Annotated in this window: 4 protein-coding genes and 1 pseudogene; 4 read left to right on the top strand and 1 reads right to left on the bottom strand. The window is 30.6% G+C overall.

The window, feature by feature from the left end:
- The first annotated feature begins 28 nt into the window (after positions 1-28).
- The 4 genes from mnmA to Q0352_RS02770 all read left to right on the top strand — a co-directional run bounded on the left by mnmA (position 29) and on the right by Q0352_RS02770 (position 5,275).
- On the top strand, positions 29-1,216 hold the full coding sequence (mnmA, locus tag Q0352_RS02785; protein ID WP_299523261.1) for a tRNA 2-thiouridine(34) synthase MnmA: 1,188 nt from the start codon (positions 29-31) through the stop codon (positions 1,214-1,216).
- A 75-nt stretch (positions 1,217-1,291) separates the two neighbouring features.
- Entirely contained in the window at positions 1,292-3,448 is a 2,157-nt protein-coding gene (locus Q0352_RS02780; protein WP_299523258.1) for a S8 family serine peptidase, read from the top strand.
- Between the two features lies 1 nt (position 3,449).
- The gene (locus Q0352_RS02775; protein ID WP_299523254.1) at positions 3,450-4,403 is read left to right on the top strand and encodes a nitronate monooxygenase; all 954 of its coding nucleotides are present in this window, start codon (positions 3,450-3,452) and stop codon (positions 4,401-4,403) included.
- 284 nt (positions 4,404-4,687) lie between these two features.
- Positions 4,688-5,275, top strand: coding sequence for a transposase (locus Q0352_RS02770; protein WP_299523251.1), 588 nt, complete (start codon positions 4,688-4,690; stop codon positions 5,273-5,275).
- A 103-nt stretch (positions 5,276-5,378) separates the two neighbouring features.
- Here Q0352_RS02770 and Q0352_RS02765 read toward each other — a convergent pair.
- Positions 5,379-5,546, bottom strand: a pseudogene (locus Q0352_RS02765) (DUF1456 family protein); the annotation flags it as partial.
- Positions 5,547-5,621 lie beyond the last annotated feature (75 nt).

Below are 5,621 nucleotides of genomic sequence, written 5' to 3'. Positions count from 1 at the left end.
CGTAACTTCGCACCCTAAAATTTTTGAAATGAAACGTGTAATTGTAGGCCTTTCAGGCGGTGTAGATAGTAGTGTTGCAGCATACTTGTTAAAAGAACAAGGTTATGAAGTTATAGGCTTGTTTATGAAAAACTGGCATGATGACTCTGTAACCATTTCAAACGAGTGTCCTTGGCTTGAAGATAGTAATGATGCAATGATAGTTGCAGATAAATTAGGTATTCCATTTCAAGTAGTAGATTTAAGCGAACAATATAAAGAACGTATTGTTGATTATATGTTTAAAGAATATGAAATTGGGCGCACACCAAATCCAGATGTACTTTGTAACAGAGAAATAAAATTTGATGTTTTTTTGAAAATTGCTGAAGAATTAGGAGCAGATTTTGTAGCAACGGGTCATTATTGTAGAAAAGGTGAGGAAGAAATCGATGGAAAACCAGTATTTAAATTATTGGCAGGAGCAGACAATAATAAAGATCAATCGTATTTTTTATGTCAGTTATCACAAGAACAATTGTCAAAAGCTTTGTTTCCTATTGGGGAATTAACAAAACCAGAAGTTCGTAAAATCGCAGCAGAACAAGATTTAATAACTGCCGAAAAGAAAGATTCTCAAGGTTTATGTTTCATAGGAAAAGTACGTTTACCTGAATTTTTACAGCAAAAATTAAAACCTAAAGAAGGTGTTATTGTAAGAATACCTCAAGATTCAAAAATATTTGATAGAACAATTCCAAAATTTAAGAATAAAAAAGCTGAATTAGACTTTTATGCAACAAAATACGAGTATCATGTAGCTGATGGAAAAGTTGTTGGAAAACATCAAGGAGCTCATTATTTCACAAAAGGACAACGAAAAGGTTTAGCAGTTGGCGGAATGAAAGAACCATTATTTGTGATAGAAACCGATGTTGTTGAAAACGTTATTTATGCAGGTGAAGGTAAACTACATAAAGGATTGTATAGAAATACATTATTTGTAACTAACGAAGAATTACATTGGATTCGAAAAGATTTAATGCTTCAAAATGGCGAGTCTCTAGAAGTTAAAAGTAGAATTAGATATCGTCAAAAATTAGAAAAAGCTACACTGTATAAAGTTGAGAAAGGAATGTATGTTCAATTTAAAAACCCACAATCTGCTATTACAGAAGGCCAATTTGTTGCTTGGTATTTAGAAGATGAACTAATAGGTTCAGGAGTAATTGCTTAATCTTTCATATTTTTTAAAATGAAATATTAAATAAAAATCAGTAATTTTGAAAGTGAACCCCTTAAATTAATTATTGTGAAAAGAAAACTACTAACACTTATTTTATTTTTTTCATTTGTACAATTATTTGCTCAAGTTGAAGATGCATGGGTTTATTTCAACGATAAACCAAGTGAAGCTACATTTACAAATGCTCCTTTAACTATGCTTACTCAAAGAGCATTAAATAGAAGAATTCGTTATAATATTTCATTAGATTATAAAGATATACCTATCGAAGCATCATATGTACTTCAAGTTAAAAATACTGCAGGAATTACTATTAAGGCAAGATCTAAATGGTTGAATGCTTTGCATGTGCAAGGGACGCAAACGGATATTAATAATTTATTAAGTTTAAGTTCTGTTGAAAAAGTTGAATATGCTAATAAATCATTAAATACTGGTGGGAAAAGTATCGTAAAGTCAAAAAAGATTCCTAAAAATAAAAATTTAGAATCTTCAACTGACTTTAATTACGGAAATGGGGCGAATCAAATTGAAATGCTAAATGGACATGTGTTGCATCAAAATAATTTTACAGGTGAAGGAATGCAAATTGCCATTATTGATGCAGGGTTTCCTAATGTGGATAACTTTTCAGCTTTTCAAAGAATAAGAGATAACAATCAAATTTTAGGAGGATACGATTTTGTAAATAGAAATAGTGATTTTTATACAGGCTATTATCATGGAATGGCTGTTTTATCTACTATTGCCGGTTATATTGATAATCAATTTATTGGAACAGCACCTGATGCGAATTTCTATTTGTTTATTTCTGAAGATAGCGCAAATGAGACACCATTAGAAGAAAGTTTATGGGTTGAAGCAGCTGAACGGGCAGATAGTTTAGGTGTTGATGTTATAAACACATCATTGGGTTACACAACTTTTGATAATCCAAATTATGACCATGTATATGCTGATATGGATGGAAAAACAGCATTTATTTCTAGAGGAGCTGAAATTGCTTTTTCTCGAGGAATGATTGTGGTAAATTCTGCAGGAAACGATGGGGATAAGCCTTGGCATTATATTGGTGCTCCTGCTGATGCAGCTTCTGTTTTAAGTATTGGAGCAGTAAATGCTTCAAGTGTAATTGCTGGTTTTAGTTCTTTTGGCCCAACTTCTGATGGTCGAATAAAACCGGATGTTAGTGCCCAAGGTGCTAGTGTTTATATTATAAATTCTGCTGGAAATATAGCAACTTCAAACGGTACTTCATTTTCATCACCTGTTCTCACTGGGGTTATTACTTGTTTGTGGCAGACTTTTCCTAACAAAACAAATGCAGAAATTACACAATTGGTAAAAGAATCAGCCCACTTATTTACAAGTCCTACAGCACAAGAAGGATATGGAATTCCTGACTTTAAAACAATTTATGATACACTTGTTTCTGATATAAATGATCTTGATAGTGATGGCGTTTTGAATGCTTTGGATTTATGCCCAAATACACCTTTAGGAACTATTGTAGATGCTAATGGATGTTTGTTATTGCCTTCAAATAATTTTGATATTGAAGTGATTAGTGAAACTTGTCCTGATAAAAATAATGGACAAATTAATATAACAGCTTCTGCTACTTACAATTATACAGCTACTGTAAATGGTACTAACCATTCTTTTACAGCTAATAATTTAGCTCTTAAAAATTTGGCTGATGGAACCTATGAAGTATGTATTTTTATTACTGAACAAAGTTATATGCAATGTTATAATTTAGATATTTCAGCAGGAACTACTGTTTCTGGGAAAGCTACACTATCTTCAAAATCAGTTATTATTGAATTAGACCAAGGAACAGCACCTTTTACGGTATATGTAAATGATAAAGAAAAAATGCAAACTACAAATACTAAATTTGAAATTGATGTAAATCATGGAGATTTAGTAGAAGTTAAGACAAGTATTGCTTGTGAAGGTGTTTTTTCAAAAGAAATTGCACTTGAAGGCGTAATTAGTATGTATCCTAACCCAACAAAAAACAGACTTAATTTTACTTTTCCTACTGAAGTTAAAGAGTTAGAAGTTACTGTTTATAGTTTATTAGGTAAAAATATGTTTTCAAATTTAGTATATAAAAATAATCCTTCAATAGATATTTCATTTTTACCAAAAGGATTGTATATGGTACAGATAACATATAATGATACCATAAAAACTATTAAACTCCTTAAAAATTAAAATGAAAAATAGGGTTACTGAACTGTTCAAAATAGAATATCCAATGATACAAGCTGGTATGATTTGGAATAGTGGATGGAAGCTAGCTTCGGCAGTTAGCAATGCTGGAGGTTTAGGATTAATTGGCGCTGGTTCAATGTATCCTGATGTTTTGCGTGAACATATTCAAAAATGTAAAAAAGCAACCGATAAACCTTTTGGTATTAACGTTCCAATGTTATATCCTAATATTGAAGAAATTATGCAAATAATTGTTGATGAAGGTGTTAAAATTGTTTTTACTTCAGCTGGAAATCCTAAAACTTGGACTCCTTTTTTAAAAGAAAATGGAATTACAGTTGTTCATGTAGTGAGCAGTGTGAAATTTGCATTAAAATCTGAACAAGCTGGTGTTGATGCTATTGTAGCAGAAGGTTTTGAGGCTGGAGGTCATAATGGAAGAGAAGAAACGACTACTTTTACTTTAATTCCTATGGTAAAAGAAAAACTAACAATTCCTGTAATTGCTGCAGGTGGAATTGCAACAGGAAGAGGTATGTTGGCAGCAATGGTTTTGGGAGCTGATGGTGTTCAAATTGGAAGTAGATTTGTTGCAAGTAATGAATCTTCAGCACATCTAAATTTTAAAGAAGAAGTTGTAAAAACTGAAGATGGTGATACACATTTAACGTTGAAAGAATTAGCGCCAGTTAGATTGATTAAAAATCAGTTTTTTAATGAACTACAGAATTTGTATCAGCAGAATCCTACAGTCGATCAATTAAAAGAAAAATTGGGTAGAGGTAGATCAAAAAAAGGAATGTTTGAAGGAGATCTAGCGCATGGAGAATTAGAAATTGGGCAAATAGCAGGTCTGATTCATGAAATTAAACCAGCCGCTGAAATTGTACAAGAAATTATTAAAGAATTTGAAACGGTAAAAAAAGACCTAACAGGAAGACCTAACAGGTTTTAAAAACCAGCTACAGTCAGCAATTCAATTGTAGAAAAAATTATTGAAGAATTCTAAATGGTAAAATAAGACCTAACAGGAAGACCTAACAGGTTTTTAAAACCAGCTACAGTCAGCAAATTGTAGAAAAAATTATTGAAGAATTCTAAATGGTAAAATAAGACCTAACAGGAAGACCTAACAGGTTTTTAAAACCTGTTAGGTCTATAAAACATGTAGTCTTTTTATTTTTTATTCAAAATGGTAGGATACTAAATAATTAGTTTTTATTTTTAGAAATAAAAGCTATGAAACATCAACCATTTGAACCGTCTGGGTTTTTTCATGTATACAATAGAGGTAATAACAAAGAACTTATTTTTAAAAGTACAGATAATTATGTATATTTTTTAAGTTTAATAAAAAAATACTTATTGTCAATTTGTGTGATTTATAGTTATTGCTTACTTCCTAATCATTTTCATTTTATTCTTAAAATAAAAGAATTTAATGAACTACCAGAAAAAATTAAAAGTGGTAAAACAAAGCTGCATCAACCTTTTTCAAATTTATTCAATGCGTATACCAAAGCAATCAATAAAAAGTATGTTCGAACTGGAAGTTTGTTTCAAGAGCATTTAAAGCGTATTAAAATAGAAGATGAAACTTATTTACGCAATATAATTATATATATAAATACGAATGCCACTCACCACAATATTTCAAATTTTGAGACTTATAAGTATTCCTCTTATATATCTTTAATTTCAATAAAAGAAACTTTGTTACAAAGAGCTGAAGTTTTAAACCTTTTTGAAGATCTTGAAAATTTTAAATTTATGCATTTGGATAAAAGGAGAACTATTGAAGGAATAAGTATGCTTTTATTGGAGTAAAATTTTATACTTAACAAGTTTTTAAGAATAAGAACAAGACGCCCCAGGTTTTTCAGATCAAGACCTAACAGGTTTTAAAAACCTGTTAGGTCTAATACAACGTTTATTTATGTGTTATTTTTTTATCTTCTTTTTTAGGCATTGGTCCTCTTAAATGTATGACCAATCCATTTAAAAAATTACGCAAAAATTGATCGCCACATTCCATATACTTTTCGTGATCTTCTTTTCTAAATAAAGCGCCTAATTCACTTTTAGTAATTTTAAAATCTTAGGTTTTTAAGAACAAGGCGCCCCAGGTTTTTCAGATCAAGACCTAACAGGTTTTAAAAACCTGTTAGGTCTA

Origin of the sequence: uncultured Lutibacter sp. (assembly GCF_937891065.1) — a bacterium.
Classification (GTDB): domain Bacteria; phylum Bacteroidota; class Bacteroidia; order Flavobacteriales; family Flavobacteriaceae; genus Lutibacter.
The sequence above is the reverse complement of the archived record's forward strand: the minus strand, read 5'-3'. Positions and strand labels throughout refer to the sequence as shown.